Origin of the sequence: Coleofasciculus chthonoplastes PCC 7420 (assembly GCF_000155555.1) — a bacterium.
In the GTDB taxonomy this organism is placed as follows: domain Bacteria; phylum Cyanobacteriota; class Cyanobacteriia; order Cyanobacteriales; family Coleofasciculaceae; genus Coleofasciculus; species Coleofasciculus chthonoplastes_A.
The window spans coordinates 128391-147306 of the sequence record NZ_DS989842.1 but is presented as its reverse complement, the minus strand read 5'-3'; the positions used below and the strand labels follow the sequence as shown (position 1 = coordinate 147306).

The following is an 18916-nucleotide window of genomic DNA, read 5'->3' as shown; positions in this document are numbered from 1 at the left end:
GAGTTAGGGATACTTTATTTTACTCGTTATTAAGACTGATTCACTTCAAAAACGCGACTGAAATTATATCGCCACTGCAACGCCGGACTCATGCCAATTTGACCATCCAATGGACTGGTCAAAAGACGTGACCACTCATTACTATTAGGGAATCTCGCCAAATCCTTCTGCATCTCGATCACCCAATTATCGGCGGCATCAATAACACCTAAATAAAACGGCTGAATAGAGTTTATTTTTTGTAATGATTCAATGTCTGATCGGGGAATGGGTTCAGCATCTTTGGCAATGCGTTGTTTATTAATTTTTTGAAAATCTTTATCAGCCTGCTGAATATAACGGTGTACTGATGTCGCATCCTGAAGACAGTCCAACAAACGCAGCAGTTGTTTGGCACGCCAATCACTTTGATTCACATAAGCTAGAAATCGAAATACCTTCTTTGCCCAAGATTCGTTTTCGGTGACCAACCATTCTCGATGCTTTTTAGCAATTTGGCAAAGCCGATAATCCGCTAGCTGAGTTTTGTAGAGGTACTTAAACTTAATAATTTGCAGTCTCAAGGGTGGATTTTTCTTAGCAGTTTGGTAGTCAGTGAGTAGAACCAGCACATCATACTCAGAACCCAGTAATCTTTCATATGTCCCACACGAGTTAATACATCTACTAATTGTTCCGTGTTTTCTCCATTTAGAGCGCGATTAACTTCCTGAATTGTTGTATCTAGTGATTCCTTTAATATGGCGCGTAATTCTTCTTTAGCAAGCATCGGTCATAGAGAAAAGTGATAGTTGTTCAAATTGAGGTGTTTTGAGTTGGACGATCTTATTTTCTAAGATACAATCCATAACCCACCCCGCCATAACTGGGGGAATGGCATTTCCGAAAAGAGCATATTGATCATAGATAGATATCCCAGAACAATGTTCATCTGGAAACCCTTGAATGCGAGCATATTCTACATTAGTCAGACGGCGGAACTGATTACCAATTTTATAACGCTCATAGTGGCGACTCGTTGTTGAGGTAAGTGTTGGTGCAACACCATCAATACCAAATACAGTGTAACCCATTCGCGCTCCTCCACTTTGATTGTAGAGAATTTGTACAGCCTGAACAAAATTATTAACTGGCGTACTGGTTTGTAAACGGTTTAACGTAGACTCAGTAAAATCAAATTGGCAATCAACATCTGACTCAAGGACTGCCCGTAATGGAACAATCGGTGTAGCTGGATAAAATTGGGCAAAATTGTAGCCAATAAACCGACCTATTTTGGCTAATCCCCAAGTAGGAAATCTATAGCTATGGTCGTTTATTTTTGTCCATTGTTCAACGTTAGTCAGGGTTTGAAACGTTGAGTCGGATAACTCAGCGATATTTTCAGTTGAGGCAAGTCTGATATTGGGAAAATCATCCTTTGTATCCTTGTCTAAGGTTCCCAGGATGACAACTCGTTGACGATTTTGGGGTAAACCCAAATGCATAGCGTTGACCAAACGCCATTCAATCGTATAGTCCAAATGCGCTAACTCACTGAGTATCGTGGCAAAATGAGTCCCTTCCTCCATCGACAGCAAACGTTTGACATTCTCTAAGATAAAAAACCTGGGCTTGTGTCTTTTCAGGACATCAATAATCACTTGAAAAATATGACCGCGTGGATCTCGCACTCCCTTTTTTTTGCCCGCACTACTGAACGGTTGACAGGGAAAACCCGCCGTTAACAGATCGTGAGGTGGAATTTCATCAACGAGTTGATAAATATCACCCTGATGTAATTGTGCCTTTCCAAAGCGATCGCGGTATACTTGACAGGCTTTTGGACACCGATCATTTGCCCAGATTGTGGCTATATTTCTCTGATCCGCCGCTATCCGGAATCCTCCAATCCCGCAAAATAACTCAACGGTTGTACAGATAGGTAAGTGAAGCATAGGATGGATGTAGCTGTGTTATTCACTATTGAGTCTTCTGTTTGTATGATTATAATCTGGGCAACCTGTGTTTAAAGACATTCTACCTGAGAGGCTATGTCAGATATCTTGATCATGATTCGCAATGAAGCTGGCGTAGCCATGACTTCAGTTGAAGGAGAAGCTATAATTGCACTCGTAAAAAAAGACGAACTAATTTATGACGAACAGCCTGTAAATCTCAGATTTGCTGACGCTCATTTTTATAACTTGCCATTAGGAACCTATTTAGCTGTAGCCAAACATCCTGCACTCAATCCACCAGAGGCGGAACAGGAAGTAACATTGACAGTCAGAGAAATTTTAGTAGTACGATATATTTACTTAGAGCCTGAACGTCAACTTCTCACTATTCAAGTCACATCAGAGAGCCTAGACTGATTACCACCATGAAATATGCTGTTGATTCGGAATCCCTTGAGGCTTACAGAATGCGAGTTTACACCCTATCTCAAGAATTACGGCGAGAGACAAATCCGCCAATTCGAGCCATGACAGCGTTGTATTTGGCAGAAGCCGCAACGACATTAGCAAGAATGGAAGTGCTAGAAGCTCAAAAAAATGCCAAAGAAGATGATTAGATAGTCGGGGAGATGATTTACTTCTCTGTGTTAATCTGTGTCATTCAATCGTGAGTCTGCTGGAGAATCTCATTCAATCTGCGTAATCTGTGTTACTGCATTCGATCAATAGTACGATATTGGATCGCTTCAGCAATGTGTGACGTTTGCAACGTTTCCGCCCCCGATAAATCGGCAATCGTGCGGGCGACTTTGAGGATGCGATCGCTTGCCCGGGCAGAGAGTCCGAGTTTGCGAATTGCCCCTTCTAAAAGATTGCGACTACTATCCTCTAAATGACACCATTGTCTCAAATGACCACTTTGCATCTGGGCATTGCAGCGCAGTGTGGGTTCTGAGTTGAAGCGATGACGGGCGCGATCGCGGGCGACTTTTACTCTCTCCCTTACGGCTTCTGATGCTTCACTTTGAGGCTGTCGGGTAATCTCTTCGGGTTTAAGACGATTCACCGCAACTTGTAAATCTATCCGATCCATGAGTGGACCCGAAAGTTTTGCCCAATAGTTCTCCCGTTGTCGCGCTGAACAGGTGCAGGGTTGCAGCGTATCGCCAAAGTAACCACAGGGACAGGGATTGGTACTGGCAACTAAGGTAAATTGTGCCGGAAATAGGACGGATTGTCGGGTGCGAGAAATGGTCACATAACCATCTTCTAAAGGTTGACGCAAAAATTCCAATACATTGCGCTTAAATTCAGTTAATTCATCCAGAAATAATACCCCTCGATGTGCCAAGGAAATTTCGCCGGGACGCGGAAAACTCCCTCCCCCAACTAATGATGGACCCGATGCAGAATGGTGGGGACTGCGGAAGGGGCGATGTCTGATTAATCTGCCTTTATCTTTAAGTAATCCAGCGACAGAATAGATTTGGGTAACTTCCAGGGCTTCTGAAAAACTTAAGGGCGGTAAAATTCCGGGTAATCGTCGCGCCAACATGGTTTTACCGCTTCCCGGTGGACCAACGAAAATTAAATTATGACCTCCTGCGGCGGCTATTTCTAACGCCCGACGCGCATGGGATTGACCTTTGACTTCGTTTAAATTTCCGCCTGTAAACTGAGAGGGGGATGATTTGGGTACTTCATCCATCGTTACCGGGGAATAGCGTTCTGGTTGATTCAAAAAATCTGCTACATCAGCCAAATGTTTGAATCCATACACGTCTAGTCCACGCACCACGGCGGCTTCTTGGGCATTATCAGCGGGTACGACTAACCCCGAAATCCCCAAACTTTGGGCGGCGGCGGCGATGGGTAAGACTCCCGCAACGGGGCGTAAATTCCCATCCAGGGAGACTTCCCCTAAAAATAAATAATCGCCTAATAATTCAGGATTGACTTGCTGGGAGGCGGCGAGAATCCCCACACTAATGGGTAAATCAAAGCTGGGTCCTTCTTTGCGTAAGTCGGCGGGAGTGAGATTAATCACGATTTTCCGCATCGGGAAAACAAACCCGGCATTTTTTAACGCCGCCCTCACCCGTTCTCGCGATTCTTGGACGGCGGTATCCGGTAATCCCACAACAACAATTCCCGGTAATCCGCCCGATACATCGACTTCAACACCGACTTTCACCGCATCGATGCCGACTAGCGAAGCACTCCAAACCCTGGCAAGCATGTCTGTTGATCCTGAGTTTTATTGGCAATTATAAGGCGTGCGATCGCAGCCGTCTATTCTAAGTCGGGCTTGCTGCATGAGTGTAGAGGGTATACCACACCAGGGTGGAAAGCCATTTTTTGACCCAATAAGTGCTTTCATTTTGGTGTCTGTTCGGTCAAAAACGAAATGACGATCCTCAATTCCATAGCTTGGAAGTTAAGTAATTCGCTTGTTCATACCGTCCTTGAGACTTGTAAAGGGCTGCCAAATTATTTAAACTGATCGCGACATCGGGATGGTCTTCTCCCCATAAGCGTTTGCCCAGTTCCAAAACTTTCAGATAGAGGGGTTCGGCTTGCTCGTAGCGTCCTTGATAATGGTAGAGTAATGCCAAATTATTCATACTGGTGACTACATCGGGATGGATATCCCCCAATAAACGTTTTCTCAAATGTAAGGCTTGCATATAGAGGGGTTCGGCTTTGTCATAGTGTCCCTGATAATGATAGAGTAAAGCTAAATTGTTCAGGCTAGTTGCCACATCCGGATGGTTCTCTCCCAACAAGCGTTTCCGAATATTTAACGCTTCCAAATAAAACGATTCGGTTTTGTTATTGGGTCCTTGAGAGAAATAAAGTCCTGCCAAATTATTCAAGCTTTGTGCCACATCAGGATGATTTTCTCCCAATAAACCTTTTCTGATATCTAACGCTTGCAAATAGAGAGGTTCGGCTTTCTCATAGCGTCCTTGAGAGAAGTACAGAGCAGCAAGATTGTTAAGGTTCGTGGCGACATCGGGATGGTTCTCTCCCAATAACCGTTTTTGCAAGTCCAAGGCTTGCAGATAAAGGGGTTCAGCATCCTCATAGCGTCCTTGGGACTTATAAAGGGCGGCGAGATTGTTCAAGGTGGTGGCTACATCCGGATGATCCTCGCCCAGTAAGCGTTTTTCGATGTCTAAGGTTTGCAGATAAAGGGGTTCGGCGTCTTCGTAGCGTCTTTGATAATGATAGAGTAATCCGAGATTGCTAAGGCTGATTGTCACGTCTAGATGATCATCGCCTAAGTTACGTTTCCTCAAGTCCAAAGCTTGCAAATAAAGGGGTTCGGCGTCCTCATAGCGTCCTTGACAAAAATAGAGGGTGGCTAAATCGTTGAGACTATGAGCGAGATCTGGATGATCATCACCCAGTAAGCGTTTTCTCAAGTCCAAGGCTTGCAGATAAAGAGGTTCGGCTTGGGCGTACTGTCCTTGAGCCTGGTAAAGTTTTGCCAAGTTGTTGAGGCTGGTGGCGACATCAGGATGAGCATCGCCCAACAAGCTTTTTCTGAGTTCTAAGGCTTCTAAATAAAGGGGTTCAGCTTCTCTGTAGCGTCCTTGCAGCCTGTAGAGTTCGGCTAGATTATTTACCGTTTCGGCTAAGGTTGTTTCTAAGCCGAGTTCTTTTTTTAGCTGAATGGCTTGACTCAAATACTCAACGGCTAAGGCTTGTTCTTGGGGATAATTTAGAGATTCACCCTGTTCTAGGCGTCGTTGATAAAGGTGTCCGACTTGAGCATATAAGGTTGCCAAATTCGGGTCGTTGACGCCGTGTTTGGCTTTGGTGTATTCGATCAAGGCGTTGAGATCGGCGACGGGAAAGACTGATACGTTTTGATCCCAAGCGTCGCTCTCTTCGATAAGATGGCGGAATGGCTCAATGTTTTGAATGGGAATAGCGGCTGTTTTTTGGGAGTGGAAGCGAAAGACAGCTTGACACCAATTTTGGAACTCTGGGGCGTTTTGACTTAGCTGACTCTCTAGTTGGTGAGTTAGCCACAGGACAAGTGGACAAGCCAAGGCGGATAAGGCGTCTTGGATTGCTGGTAGAGAGGCGAAAAAAATTGCCTGTTCTGAATGCTGGGCGTCGAATTTGAGCCAGAGAAGTTGTTCAGCACCCGTCACGGTGACAACGGCGTTTCCCCCCTGACGTAAATCGTCATCGGTTTGGACGAGTTCAGTAATGGCGTGGCTCAGGTTCGGGTCATCCTTAACCAAGATAACGCGATGCGATCGCACAGAGGCGGCGAGTTCGGTTTCATAGCGTTCAATCAGTTGGTTGCGGTAATGGATATCATCACAAACCGCTAGGATTACACTCAACTTACCTTGACTGGCTTGAATCGCTGTCAGTAAATCGCCATACGTTTTTTCATTATCAACTGTCGGGTCAGACAACTCCGTCATCATGAAATTAACCTCCAATCTTGTAATCGCTCTTGAACGATTCGGTGAACTTCATCGGTTTTGACAATTGCCATACTCTAGAACATTAAGACTATGCCGTTTATACCCAAATTCCAGTACTTTGGGTTCATGTTCGTTGTGTTTAAGAGTTTATAGTCGAGTTCACCTAAAAAAAATGACAAAGTTATTGTGAATCGCGTTAATCCGAATCAATCCTAAGCACATTCGACAAGAGTTATCCCTGATTCGGAGCGTTTGGTAGCAACACCCACTCCTATAGGGTACATTCTCTTTAGCTGTCTGTCGATTTCGTTTTTCTCCCTTATCTCCCCTATCTTCCCCATCTCCCCTAAAAATTATCCCATCGCCGCACGCAGATCATCGAGATTTTTCCGGATTGTTGCTGTAGTCGGATGATTAGCGCCAAGTCGTTCTTCACAAATCGCCAACGCTTGGACATACAGGGGTTCGGCTAATTCATATTCTCCTTGAGACGAATAAAGTCCTGCCAAATTATTCAAATTTTGTGCCACATCTGGATGCTCATCCCCTAGCCAGCGTTTTCCTAACTCCCAGGCTTGGGAATAGAACTCTTTGGCTTTGTCATGACGTCCTTGAAAGAAGTAGAGTATAGCTAAATTATTCAGATTTTGGGCTACATCGGGATGTTCATCTCCCAGTAAGCGTTTCCGCAACTCTAAGGCTTGCAGATAGAGAGGTTCGGCTTCATCGTAGCGTCCCTGCGTGGAATAAAGTTCGGCGAGATTTTTATAGAGTGCGGCTAAGTTATTCAGGCTGGTTAAAACATCGGGATGCTCCTCTCCTAATAACTGTCTACCCACATCCAACACCTCCACATAAAGAGGTTCGGCTTGCTCGTAGCGTCCTTGATAATGGTAGAGCAAGGCTAAGTTGTTCAAGCTGGTCACTACATCAGGATGGTTCGCGCCGAATAACCGTTTCCTTAAGTCCAACGCTTGGCGATAGAGGGGTTCAGCTTCCTCGTAGTGTCCTTGGGAGTGGTGGAGTAATGCTAAATTATTCAGATTCGTGGCGATATCCGGATGAGTATCACCCAATAAACGTTGCCAGATTTCCAACGCTTGGCGATAGAGAGGTTCGGCTTCACCCTGACGTCCTTGAGAGAAGTAGAGTCCGGCTAAGTTGTTGAGGCTTTGTGCCACATCGGGATGATTATTACCGAATAAGCGTTTCCTGATTTCCCAGGCTTGCAGATAGAGGGGTTCGGCTTCGTCGTAGCGTTCTTGGAAGAAATAGAGTGCAGCTAGATTGTTCATATTAGTCGCCACATCGGGATGCTCATCTCCTAGCAGACGCCTCATTACCTCCAAGGCTTGCAGATAGAGGGGTTCGGCTTGGGTGTAGTGTCCTTGGGTTCTGTAGAGTTCTGCCAAATTATTCAGGCTGGTAGCAACATCGGGATGGTTTCGTCCCAGTAAGCGTTTCCTCAGTTCTAAGGCTTGCAGATAAAGCGGTTTGGCTTGGTCATAGCGTCCCAGCAAGAAGTAAAGTAAGGCTAGGTTGTTAAGACTGGTGGCAACATCAGGATGGTTCTCTCCTAAGCTGCGTTTCCTTATGTCCAACGCTTGCAGATAAAGAGATTCGGCTTCCTCGTAGCGTCCTTGGAAGAAGTAGAGGGCGGCGATATCGTTGAGGCTAATGGCGATATCAGGATGGTTCTCTCCTAAGTTACGTTGCCTTAGGTCTAAGGCTTGGAGATAGAGGGGTTCGGCTTGGGGATATTGTCCCTGAGAGTGGTAGAGTCGCGCTAGGTTGTTGAGGCTGGTGGCGACATCAGGATGGTTCTCTCCTAAGTTACGTTTCCTTATGTCTAAGGCTTGCAGATAAAGCGGTTCGGCTTGGTCATAGCGTCCTTGGGTTCTGTAGAGTTCCGCCAGATGATTCAGCGTTGTCGCTAAGTCAATGTCTAACCCCAATCGTCGTTGCAGGTCAACCGCTTTATGGAAATATTCAACGGCGAGGGCAAGTTCGTGCTGGTAATCCTCAAATTCTCCATTTTCCAGTCGGCTTTGGTAGAGTTGTCCGAGTTGAGCATATAAGTTCGCCAGACCTGGGTCTTGGCTTCCCCCTTTTGCTTCAGTTTGTTGAATTAAGGCTTTGAGGTCTGCTAATGGTATCACCTGGTTTGCCCCCTGATGCGTCTATCCTTCCTGTACTATAGCAATCCTTTTTGGTTGAGGTTAGGGCAGGGGATAAAAAACTGGTCAACGTATCGGGGTGGGTTTCACTCTACTTTATTTTTTACCCTGATGTCACTTAATTCACCCTGACTCAAAACGATAGCAAGGCAATCCGGAAGCGTTACGGATTATCAACCAACTTATGTTTATTGAAATGGATGAAGGATATGAGTTAAAATCAATCAGATGTATGCAAATTGATGATTAGTATAGAACAGCTTTTAAAAGACTGTATAGGATTAAGATTATGCTAACCAGGCTAAAAGTTTCTGGCTTTAAAAATCTTGTTAATGTAGATGTCCGCTTTAGTCCATTTACCTGTATAGCCGGTGTAAATGGCGTAGGTAAATCTAACTTGTTTGATGCGATCAGGTTTCTGTCAGCCTTGGCTGATCTTCCTCTAATTGAAGCCGCTTTAGCTGTTCGAGATGAGGGAGGTAGGACAGGAGATGTCCGCAGTCTGTTTCATCGAATTGGTAATGACTATGCTCCACAGATGTCATTTGAAGCTGAGATGATTGTGCCAGGTGAAGGTGTTGATGATTTAGGACAAACTGCCAAAGCTAGCATTACCTTTCTTCGCTACTCTATAGAGTTAGCTTATCGACAAGATAATAGTCTCCGCTCATTAGGATCACTGGAACTGCTTAAAGAAGAGTTAGTTCATATTAATCTTGGTGATGCCCCTAAACATTTGCTATTTAATCACAAGGCGAAAACTTGGCGCAAGTCTGCTGTGAAAGGACAGCGCCGAGTCCCTTATTTTATTTCTACAGAAGGTGAGGGGACAAATCGAGTGATTAAACTTCATCAAGACGGCGGAAGCAGTGGTAGAGCCTTAGCTCGCTCAGCAGCTGATCTGCCTCGAACTGTACTGTCTGTGACCAATGCAGCCGAAAGCCCAACAGCACTACTGGCACGTCGGGAAATGCAATCTTGGCAGTTATTACAGCTAGAACCTTCGTCTTTGCGACAACCCGACGAATTTACGGCACCGACAAAATTAGGAACAGATGGCTCTCATCTAGCTTCAACCCTCTATCATTTGGCACGGCTGAGAAAAAATCTCCGCCAATCTGATCAGGAAGCCGAAGCGCAGGTTTATGCTCAAGTTGCAGGTCGTTTGGCAGAATTGCTCGATGATGTTGAGGAGGTAGGAATAGAGCGGGATGATCGTCGCGAACTGCTCACATTAATGGTTACAACTAGAGATGGTACAACCCATCCGGCGCGATCGCTCTCAGATGGAACAATGCGCTTTTTGGCGTTAGCGGTACTGGAATTAGACCCAGAAGCTCAAGGTTTATTGTGCTTAGAGGAACCTGAAAATGGTATTCATCCAGAGCGTATCCCAAAAATCCTCGAACTTCTACAAGACATTGCCACGGATGTTGAAGAACCTGTTGATCAGGACAATCCCCTACGCCAAGTAATCATCAATACCCACTCACCAGCCGTTGTACAGCAAGTCCCAGAAGATAGTCTTTTAGTCGCTGAGTTGAAGGAAGAAAAAGCACCGTCAGGACAATTGTTTAAAGGGGTACGCTTTAGTTGTCTACCGAATACTTGGCGACACCTTAAAGTTGCGGAAACCGAAACGATCAGCACTGTTCCTTTAGGTAAACTTCTCGCGTACTTAAATCCAGTGTCCCCAGAACAGCCAGAGCTAAATGGCAATGGGCAACTGGAAACCAACTTATCTTTAAAACCTACCCAGTCTAAAAAACGTAGAGTTTTGGATAGAGAAGACATTCAACCTCTAATTTTAGGCTTTCCCAAAGAATTTGTATGAAGGAAATACGATACACATTACTATCTGATGGGAGTTCTGACAAGGCGCTACTACCTATTCTGACTTGGTTATTGCGATTACACGGAGTTGAATGTGCTATCCAGTCCCAGTGGGCTGATTTTCGACGCTTGCCACAACAACCACAGGATCACTCAAAGAGAATTGAATTAAGTTTGAACCTTTACCCTTGCGACCTTTTATTTATACACAGGGATGCCGAAAAAGAACCTCGTGAGAAACGAGTTTCTGAAATTAAAAAAGCCGTTGAGGGGATCAGGGAATCAGTCTCTGTGCCGTTTATCTGTGTTGTACCTGTGCGGATGACAGAAGCTTGGTTATTATTTGACGAAGCTGCCATACGCAGGGCGGCAGAAAATCCCAGAGGAAAGCAACCTTTAAATTTGCCAAACCTCTCTAAATGTGAGGAGTTACCTGATCCAAAACAATATCTTTGTCAACTTCTGCGTCAAGCAAGTGGGTTGACAGGTCGGCGACTAAAGAAATTTCGCGCCAGAGAGCGAGAGAAGATTCAACGAATCGCTGAACTTATCGATGACTTTTCGGCACTGCAGAGTCTGTCTGCCTTTCAACTACTAGAAGCAGACATAAAACAGATGCTCAAAAGACAGAGTTGGTGAGTAAATTACAAATTTAATCCAGTTCTCGTAATTCCCTCGAAAATTGAGGAAATTAAAAAAATATAAAGTTTTTACTTAAACTTCATTCGTTCATGAACAATTAAAATCGTATTGCAAAGAAAGTAAAATCATTGAGTCAAACTCTAAGCTGTATCCAAATTAGCAAACCGCTTACCCAGATTTGGGTTAGTACTCATTAGTAACGTTCCTCATGTAATTGTTGGACTAAGTGGAGGCACTAGCTGTGCAATCTGAAACTGTGAGAGTCAGGCGTGTATCCGGCGCTTTTGCCCTGATTGATAGTTTAAAGCGCCATGGTGTGAAGCACATTTTCGGTTATCCGGGCGGTGCGAATCTACCGATTTACGATGAAATCTACCAAGCGGAATCCGCTGGCGAACTCCAACATATTCTGGTGCGACACGAACAAGGGGCTGCCCATGCTGCTGACGGGTATGCCCGGGCGACAGGTAAAGTGGGCATCTGTTTGGCAACCTCCGGACCGGGAGCCACGAATTTGGTCACGGGTTTAGCCACGGCGAGTTTGGACTCTGTGCCAATGATTGCAATTACGGGACAGGTTCCCCGTGGGGCAATTGGTACGGATGGATTCCAAGAAATTGACATTTTCGGGATTACGCTGCCAATTGTCAAGCATTCCTATTTAGTGAATGAGGCTCGCGATATTCCCCGGATTGTGGCGGAAGCGTTTCACATTGCGAGTACGGGTAGACCGGGACCGGTGTTGATTGATATTCCCAAAGATGTCGGAATTGAGCAATTTGATTACTTTCCCGTGGAGCCAGGTACGATTAAGCTACCGGGGTATCGTCCTACGGTGAAAGGGAATTTAAACCAGATTAACAAAGCACTAGAGTTGATCCGGGCGGCGAAAAAACCGTTACTTTATGTAGGTGGCGGTGCGATCGCGGCAAGCGCCCAGGGGGAACTTCTGGAACTGGCGGAACATTTCCAGATTCCGGTGACAACGACGCTGATGGGTAAGGGAGCATTTGATGAGTCCCATCCTCTGGCTCTGGGAATGTTAGGGATGCACGGCACGGCGTATGCTAACTTTGCCGTGAGTGAATGTGACCTGTTAATCGCCTTGGGTGCCCGTTTTGATGACCGGGTGGCAAGTTTGCCAAAACAGTTTGCGGCTGAGGCGAAGGTGATTCACATCGATATTGATCCGGCGGAAGTGGGGAAAAATCGGAACACTGATGTACCCATTGTTGGCGACGTGCGGCAGGTGTTAATTGACCTATTGCGGCGTTCTGATCAAGTCGGGAATGGTATAGATCCAGAACAAACGAAAGCGTGGTGCGATCGCCTGCAACAGTGGCGGGATGAGTATCCTTTAGATTTGCCCCATCCCCAGGAGAATCTTTCGCCCCAAGAAGTGATTGTGGAAGTTGCTCGTCAATCCCCCCACGCTTATTACACCACTGATGTCGGTCAACACCAGATGTGGGCGGCTCAATTCCTGAAAAATAAGCCCCGTCGCTGGATATCGAGTGGCGGTTTAGGGACAATGGGATTTGGTTTGCCTGCGGCTGTGGGAGTAAAAATGGCTCTACCCTCCGAACCCGTGATTTGTATCAGCGGTGATGGTAGCTTCCAGATGAATATGCAGGAACTGGGTACGATCGCTCAGTACGGCATTGGCGTCAAGATTGTCATCCTCAACAATGGTTGGCTGGGAATGGTGCGCCAATGGCAGCATTTGTTCTATGGCGATCGCTATGAAGCGACGAATCTGGAAGTCGGTACCCCAGAGTTTGTGAATCTGGCTCAGGTGTACGGGATTAATGCCATTAAGGTGACACAGCGTCAGGCTTTACCCGATGCGATCGCTCAAATGCTTGCCCATGACGGTCCAATGCTTGTAGACGTGCGCGTTACCCGCAATGAGGACTGTTATCCCATGGTTGCGCCCGGTCATACCAATAGTGACATGATGGGGTTGCACCCTCATAACCCAGAACCGATTTCACCCACTATCCTGACGTGTTCTAACTGCGGAACCGAAAATCCAGCGACTCATAAATGTTGTTGTGAATGCGGAACGAAACTGTTGGATATGCCATCGACAGTGGCTCTGAGCTAATTGGTGACGAGCGCCAGGTAAGGGCATTGGGGGAGGTGCTAACTTTTCACGGAACGTCTGGAAACTGAATGGGTAGGGGAGATAGGGGAGATAGGGGAGATGAGGGAGAGGGTGAGTTCATTCACGCGCCATGCCCTCGCCTCGAACCAAGTGAAGGGTAAAACTTCAAAATATTATCTTCTCCATCTTCTCCATCTTCTCCATAATATTGTCTGCCTTTAGTAGGATGTTAAATAAACTTTAACCGAGAAAGAATCGTCTTAGGTACAAATGGATGACGGCAAAACTTCAACAACCCTAACCTAGCTATCACTTGAGGTTAGGGATTGCCAGAGACAGGGCTGGCAACGTAAGAGTTGAATAGACCATTGAGCCGCTAACTGATACACACCCCCAAATACTTCCCCAGTTTGGGTTCACTGTAAGCTTACTTGTTTAAGCGCTTTAAGAGAGGACATTCTGTTGACGGTGGTCGAGGGGACAGACAACTCACACGAGAGGCTTATACCCATGATTCGTGTACCCGTTTTATCACCAGACGGTGAACCATTAATGCCAGCTAAAGCCAGCCGTGTTAGGCGGTGGCTCAAGACAGGTAAAGCCAGGGTAGTCCACAACGACCTAGGCATTTTTCAAGTTCAGTTAGTCCAACCCCCATTGGGAAAGGAGACCCAAGATGTCGTAGCCGGAATCGATCCGGGAAAGCTGTTTACCGGGATGGCTGTTCAATCTCGTCAAGCCACCTTATTCTTGGCACACCTAAACCTACCGTTTAAGAACGTAACTAAGCGGATGACCCAACGGGCAATGATGCGACGGGGACGACGGGGGCGACGGATCAACCGCAAGGTCACGCAAGACCAACGCAATCACCGTCAATGCAGATTTGATAACCGCAAGGGACATAAGATACCTCCCAGTATCCGGGCTAATAAACAGTTAGCACTGAGGGTAGTGCAAGAGTTATCAAAGGTTTACCCGTTCACCGATGTTGTAGTTGAAGTGATTAAAGCCAAAGGTGACAAAGGGTTTAGCCCCGCAATGGTTGGTCAGTTTTGGCAGATTGAACAGCTTGCGTCAGCTGGGTACACTGTCCACACTCAAGAAGGATGGTATACCTCCGATTTGAGGAAATACCTTGGCTTACCCAAGTCTAAGAATAAAGCTGAGTCCTCACCCGCCGCTCATGCCGTTGACGGTATCTGCCTAGCTGCCTCCCAGTTTATGCGGTATCGCCAAATCAAGGGTAGGAGCGGCACTTGGTTAGGTGGAATAGAGGTGACACCATGTCAGTTTACTGTGATTAATCGCCCTCCAATTTGCCGCCGTCAGTTACACCTAATGCTCCCGGCTAAAGGAAAAGGACGGCGCAAGTATGGTGGCACAGTTACCTGTCACGGGTTGAGGAAGGGCGATTATGTCAAAGCTGAAAAAGCGGGTGTCACTTACTATGGCTACGTTTCCGGTGACACTAAGACCCAAGTTTCGGTTAGTGATGCTAACTGGAAACGGTTGGGACAATTTACCGCCAAAAAAGTCCAGTTGTTGCAGCGAAATACCGGATTGGTATCAACAGTTGGATTGTCAAACCTTACCACATCGAGTGGTAAGGTTTGACCTCTATCCCTCCCCACATTGCTTCGCTGAATGCGGGGTCTCACGAGACAAGCGATGACAATGGCTATAAGACGCAACTTTTCGAGTTGTAATTTAATAAAGATTCTCCTTTCTTAACACAACTTAGTAAAAAGCAATTGTATGAAACTTTCATCAGGGATTAAACTAAGAGTAGCAAAAACTACAGATTTTTTTCGGGATCAAGCTAAACAGGCTGACTTTGAAGGCGTTACCCTGCTCTTTGCATCCTCAATAACAAAACTGATATCAACGTAAGAACAATGTGTATTACAGGCTCACTCACTGACTTTTCATTACCCGAAATTTTTCGGCTCCTTGGTAAAGGGCATCATACGGGTTTACTCACTGTGAATACTGATGTTTCTACTCCTGTCACCCCCAATGGCGTTTGCTATGTTTGGGTCTATCGCGGTCGAATTGTGGCAGTTGATTCTCAGTTAAAGCATCTAGGATTAATCAAGTTAATTGCTCAACACCAGTGGATGGATAGAAGTCAGTTAACTCAATTGAGTGAGTCATTGCCTCAGGAGCAACCCTTGGGTACATACCTGCAAAACCATGGGTTGTTAACCCTTCAACAAATCAAATGGTTGTTCCAAGTCCAAGTGTTACAACCCACCTGTACCTTGTTTCAACTCAAAACAGGTCATTTTAAGTTCAGCCATGAAGTTAAACTCCCCATGTTAGGAATGACGGGTTTGAGTTTAAATACCCTAGGTGCCAATTTACTAGGATTACGTTCTTTGCGTAACTGGGATGCCCTCAGCGATAAATTACCTGATGTTAATGCTGGGTTGCTCAGTGTTACAGGATACCCTCGTTATCCCCTCAACGCCTTAGAATCTCAAGTCTGGGAGTATACCAGTGGCACTGTGTCCTTGAGGGAAATTGCTAAACAACTCAGACTTTCGGTAAAAACGGTACAGCAGATTGCTTTTCGATTAATGGCAGTCGGATTGGTCGAAGAAACTCCCTTAGTGATTCATACTGCCTGTCCTCAATCTGTGGACGCGATCGCGACACCGCTCCATCCAGAAGTGACCGATCAGCCCGTCAGCCATTCATTTTTGCACAACTTAATGGGTTTCTTAGCAGATAAGTCCAAGCACCTGCCGTTACGGGCGGCTTAGTTCGGGAAAGGATCAGAAACAACAGATGTAGACAGACAGCCGTTTACAGCAGCGTGGAATGCAATAATGTATTTCAATCAGGACTAAACTGTTCTATATCAAATTACTACCGATTCTAATAAACGAATTGTGCCTCGCTCCGCATCAATTTCGATCATTCCACCGATAGGGACAGTGAACTTATCCTGGATATGACCGATCATCGAACCATACCAGGCGGGAATCCCCAAAGGTTTGATATGGTCAGCTAAGACTTGCCGCAACGTCAGCGATGGTTCATTCGCCTCACCTGCAGGACAGTTTGTACATTGGGCAAAAATAAATCCAGCCACTTGATCGAGGATTCCAGCGAGTTTGAGCTGGGTTAACAAGCGGTCAATCCGGTAAACCTCTTCTCGTATATCTTCCACAAACAAAATAGAGTTCTGCCAATCGGGTAAATAATCTGACCCCACCAGCGCCGCCACCAGCGATAAATTTCCCCCCACCAGACGCCCCCTTGCCTTACCCTTGGTAATGGTTTCCACAGGAGTACTCAATAGATTTTGCAGTGTCATTGCTGCCCCATCAAACAAGATGCGTTGCAGATGTTGGATTGAGAACCAATTCCAGGTTGATGTTCCGAGTGGTCCATGAAAGGTGATCAGGTTGCTGTGAGTATAAATCGCTAACAGCAGTGAGGTGACATCGCTATAGCCGATAATGATTTTGGGATTTTGGCGGATTAGCTGGTAGTCTAACAGGGGTAAAATTCGATTACATCCCCATCCGCCTGCCATTGCCAGCACCGCTTGGACAGAGGAATCAGCGAACATCGCATTCACATCAGCAGCGCGGTCAACATCTTGACCCGCCAGATAGCCGTATTGGTCGAAAAGATGGGTTCCCAGTTTGGTTTTCAAACCGAGTTGTGATAAAATGGGAGCGATTTCATCAAGGGTCTTTTGGTCAACTAGACCGGCTGGACTAATCAACCCTACGGTATCGCCAGGATTCAGGCGTCGTGGTTTGAGAAGGGGTAGGGAGTTTGCCGTTACAGGGACTTGGGTTGCCAACAGCGTTAGTCCCAAGAGTTTAAGCAAGGCACGGCGATTACCGGAAAAGGGTTGGCTCAATGGTCAGTCCCGGAAAACTACAATAGACAACGTGGAAAATGGCTGGGAGTACCAAGCTGGGAAAAAGAGCTAGAATTGACTTACTTGAATCATCTCTAAACATCAAGCAATAATAATAGAGATATTGCATCTGCCAGATTTTGGTCAACTCACCGCTGCTAGGCATTAAACTCCCGAACTGGGATTGATGCTTGGTTGGTGTCATCACCGCGCGATCGGTACAGAAACGATTATTTTTTTGTATCCGATTAATCACAGACATTTGATCTGACGGTGCTGAGTCTGACTCGTTGAACAGCATCTGCCGGTAAAATTCATGATAGCCAGTCAACAACTCTAACAATTCAGCCATTACACCCAGAGACATGGCAATTGCTTCAGGCTATGGTAGGGAAAGATACTCTTTCTCTCGATTTGGAGGTGATCAATCATTCCCTGGAACATGCCTCAGGTTAATGGCATCCATGCTGCAGCTATCCTCAACAGACGTATAGAGACTCAATTGATGAAGTTGACACGTTGAAGTCATGGGATTTTAGGAACTAGGAAAATCTACCCGTTTCGTCAGATGCTAGAACAGATAAGCAAGGGTGGTGATCCCATGGCAGCACTGGCGCAGTTTTTTTTGCCAGCTAGAGGCTGAGTATCAACGGGTCACATTAATCTTACAGACCCAAAGACGGCAATATCAGCATTCTTAAGGATGAAATTAGTTTCTTTGCCCGAAGAACCGCCAACCATTTTGGTGGTTGATGATGACCAGTTTATACGAGAACTTTTACGCCGAGTCATGGAAAAAGAAGGCTATAAAGTTGTTGAAGCAACCAACGGTGAACAGGGTTTGGACGTTTATCAGCGTCTCAAACCGCATCTGGTCATGCTAGACGCCCTGATGCCGGTCATGGATGGTTTTACCTGTTGCAAACACTTACAAAAACTCTCAGACGAAGACGAGACATCACCCGATAGCGAACATTTGGAGGCTCAAGGGTTACAGGGAGTTTCCCAAACGCCGGTGTTAATGATTACCAATCTGGATGATCCAGAATCCGTTGACCGCGCCTTTGCCGTTGGTGCTACTGACTATATCACCAAACCGATTCACTTAGCCGTCTTGCGTCAACGAGTACGGCGTTTAATTCAACAGTTTCAGCTTTATCAAAAACTTGAACAAGCCAATCGAGAGTTACAACGTTTAGCCACGTTAGATGGACTAACGGGTGTAGCCAATCGCCGTCGGTTTGATCAATACCTTGATGATGAGTGGTGGCGCATGATTCGAGAAGAGTCGCCCTTGTCTCTGATTCTATGTGATATCGACTTTTTCAAGAAATATAATGATACCTACGGTCATCAAGCCGGTGACGCCTGTTTGCGAAGGGTAGCTGATGCTTTGCGTTTTTGTGCCAAACGGTCTGTGGATTTAGTGGCTCGCTATGGCGGTGAAGAGTTTGCTATTGTGTTACCCAATACTACCACGATTGGTGCGTCTTTAGTGGCTGAAGAATTACGCAGTTTGGTTCATGGTTTAAAGATTACCCATGCAGCGTCAGCTATTAGTGAATATGTCACACTCAGTTTAGGTGTTGCCAGTCTTTATCCTGAGCCTGATACTCCACCAGCTAAGCTAGTTGCTGAAGCGGATATGGCTTTGTATCAAGCGAAAGCCTCTGGGCGTAATCGATATGTGGCGAAAGTTTGAATCGTTATTTGTCTTATGTCTTATGTCTTATGGCTTATGTCATTGGTCATTTGTCGTTTGCTTTATGTAAAAATTTGAGGGCTATTTACACAATTTAATAGAGTTGAGTTTATTTCCACCAACTTACATAACGTAGCGCGTTGTCAATAGAAAACTTGAGTGTAGGGGGTGGTATGGTGTT

The 18916-nt window shown here is 45.8% G+C and carries 16 protein-coding genes; 8 read left to right on the top strand and 8 right to left on the bottom strand.

What is annotated here, in order from left to right:
- Positions 1-29: 29 nt before the first annotated feature.
- Positions 30-611, bottom strand: coding sequence for a hypothetical protein (locus MC7420_RS02700; protein WP_006098574.1), 582 nt, complete (start codon positions 609-611; stop codon positions 30-32).
- 147 nt (positions 612-758) lie between these two features.
- A complete protein-coding gene (locus tag MC7420_RS02695) occupies positions 759-1937 on the bottom strand; it encodes a DNA cytosine methyltransferase (RefSeq protein WP_006098668.1) in 1179 nt (392 codons plus the stop codon).
- A gap of 96 nt (positions 1938-2033) precedes the next feature.
- On the opposite strand from MC7420_RS02695, the gene MC7420_RS02690 reads away from it, so the two are divergent.
- Both MC7420_RS02690 and MC7420_RS02685 read left to right on the top strand, forming a co-directional pair.
- Positions 2034-2357, top strand: a complete 324-nt coding sequence (locus tag MC7420_RS02690; RefSeq protein ID WP_006098444.1) for a hypothetical protein — start codon at positions 2034-2036, stop codon at positions 2355-2357.
- Positions 2358-2365: 8 nt separating this feature from the next.
- Positions 2366-2557 (top strand): hypothetical protein, encoded by a 192-nt coding sequence (locus MC7420_RS02685; protein ID WP_044204632.1) that lies wholly within the window; start codon positions 2366-2368, stop codon positions 2555-2557.
- 92 nt (positions 2558-2649) lie between these two features.
- On the opposite strand, the gene MC7420_RS02680 is transcribed toward MC7420_RS02685, so the two are convergent.
- From MC7420_RS02680 to MC7420_RS02670, 4 genes are all read right to left on the bottom strand, one after another.
- Positions 2650-4179, bottom strand: a complete 1530-nt coding sequence (locus tag MC7420_RS02680; RefSeq protein WP_006098383.1) for a YifB family Mg chelatase-like AAA ATPase — start codon at positions 4177-4179, stop codon at positions 2650-2652.
- A gap of 18 nt (positions 4180-4197) precedes the next feature.
- A complete protein-coding gene (locus tag MC7420_RS43180; RefSeq protein ID WP_006098468.1) occupies positions 4198-4320 on the bottom strand; it encodes a hypothetical protein in 123 nt (40 codons plus the stop codon).
- A gap of 37 nt (positions 4321-4357) precedes the next feature.
- Positions 4358-6391, bottom strand: a complete 2034-nt coding sequence (locus MC7420_RS02675) for a tetratricopeptide repeat protein (RefSeq protein ID WP_006098749.1) — start codon at positions 6389-6391, stop codon at positions 4358-4360.
- Between the two features lie 353 nt (positions 6392-6744).
- Entirely contained in the window at positions 6745-8550 is a 1806-nt protein-coding gene (locus tag MC7420_RS02670) for a tetratricopeptide repeat protein (protein WP_006098329.1), read from the bottom strand.
- 307 nt (positions 8551-8857) lie between these two features.
- Between MC7420_RS02670 and MC7420_RS02665 the strand changes: the two genes are divergently transcribed.
- From MC7420_RS02665 to MC7420_RS02645, 5 genes are all read left to right on the top strand, one after another.
- The gene (locus tag MC7420_RS02665; RefSeq protein ID WP_044204631.1) at positions 8858-10402 is read left to right on the top strand and encodes an AAA family ATPase; all 1545 of its coding nucleotides are present in this window, start codon (positions 8858-8860) and stop codon (positions 10400-10402) included.
- On the top strand, positions 10399-11040 hold the full coding sequence (locus MC7420_RS02660) for a DUF4276 family protein (protein ID WP_006098529.1): 642 nt from the start codon (positions 10399-10401) through the stop codon (positions 11038-11040). The genes MC7420_RS02665 and MC7420_RS02660 overlap by 4 nt, the downstream gene beginning before the upstream one ends.
- Before the next feature lie 244 nt (positions 11041-11284).
- Positions 11285-13150, top strand: a complete 1866-nt coding sequence (ilvB, locus tag MC7420_RS02655) for a biosynthetic-type acetolactate synthase large subunit (RefSeq protein ID WP_006098427.1) — start codon at positions 11285-11287, stop codon at positions 13148-13150.
- 510 nt (positions 13151-13660) lie between these two features.
- On the top strand, positions 13661-14767 hold the full coding sequence (locus tag MC7420_RS02650; protein WP_006098543.1) for an RRXRR domain-containing protein: 1107 nt from the start codon (positions 13661-13663) through the stop codon (positions 14765-14767).
- A gap of 281 nt (positions 14768-15048) precedes the next feature.
- Positions 15049-15918: a DUF4388 domain-containing protein gene (locus tag MC7420_RS02645; RefSeq protein ID WP_006098342.1), complete on the top strand. Its 870-nt coding sequence runs from the start codon at positions 15049-15051 to the stop codon at positions 15916-15918.
- A 98-nt stretch (positions 15919-16016) separates the two neighbouring features.
- On the opposite strand, the gene MC7420_RS02640 is transcribed toward MC7420_RS02645, so the two are convergent.
- Together MC7420_RS02640 and MC7420_RS02635 are read right to left on the bottom strand one after the other, a co-directional pair.
- Complete coding sequence (locus MC7420_RS02640) at positions 16017-17033, bottom strand: S66 peptidase family protein (protein ID WP_006098412.1); 1017 nt, start codon at positions 17031-17033, stop codon at positions 16017-16019.
- A complete protein-coding gene (locus MC7420_RS02635; RefSeq protein ID WP_006098451.1) occupies positions 17011-17400 on the bottom strand; it encodes a hypothetical protein in 390 nt (129 codons plus the stop codon). Before MC7420_RS02635 ends, MC7420_RS02640 begins: the two co-directional genes overlap by 23 nt.
- A gap of 336 nt (positions 17401-17736) precedes the next feature.
- Here MC7420_RS02635 and MC7420_RS02630 point away from each other — a divergent pair, with 336 nt between their 5' ends.
- Positions 17737-18735: a GGDEF domain-containing response regulator gene (locus tag MC7420_RS02630; protein ID WP_044204628.1), complete on the top strand. Its 999-nt coding sequence runs from the start codon at positions 17737-17739 to the stop codon at positions 18733-18735.
- Positions 18736-18916: the final 181 nt, after the last annotated feature.